General features: G+C 42.7%; 1 protein-coding gene and 1 pseudogene. One reads left to right on the top strand and one right to left on the bottom strand.

Annotated elements, in window-relative coordinates; translation table 11 throughout:
• Positions 1-93 (bottom strand): AsnC family protein (locus R7040_RS30010; protein ID WP_318098127.1); only part of this gene is annotated, 93 nt, incomplete at its 3' end.
• A 212-nt stretch (positions 94-305) separates the two neighbouring features.
• On the opposite strand from R7040_RS30010, the pseudogene R7040_RS30015 reads away from it, so the two are divergent.
• A pseudogene (locus tag R7040_RS30015) lies at positions 306-515 on the top strand (L-methionine/branched-chain amino acid transporter); the annotation flags it as partial.

Genomic DNA, 515 nt, shown 5'->3' on the forward strand with positions numbered 1-515 from the left:
GCGAGATAAATTGACCTTCTCCGCAATCTCGGTGACCGACAACCGCGCGTTATGCCGGAGGATATCAATGATCTTGTGATCAAATTTGTCCATAAATATACCAAGCTTCCCTTAATTTTCTTATTCTATACCTATTCTAAATGCATAAGAAACCAACATTTTGTTGGATTTATTTAAAACAACCGTCATATTGACGGTGAACAAGCGCATTTTGTTTTTTGGAGTTCAGATATTCTATCTTCAACCCAAAGTCCAATTAAGGCGCAGCATGGAACGCGCACTTAAATAAAACGTCCGAGAAACGCATGGAACAGCTAAAAAAAGACATCTCTCTTATCTCCGGTATCGCCCAGTTGTCCACAACCTTGATGGGAACAGGCTTGTTTATGATTCCCGCTATCGCGGCAGGAATCGCTGGCCATTTTTCTTTGTGGGCTTGGGTCCTTTTATTCATCGCGATTTGTCCAATTGCGCTGACTTTTGCCCAACTTGGTAAGCGTTACCCGAATGCTGGC

This window comes from Vibrio sp. 1069 (assembly GCF_033340555.1).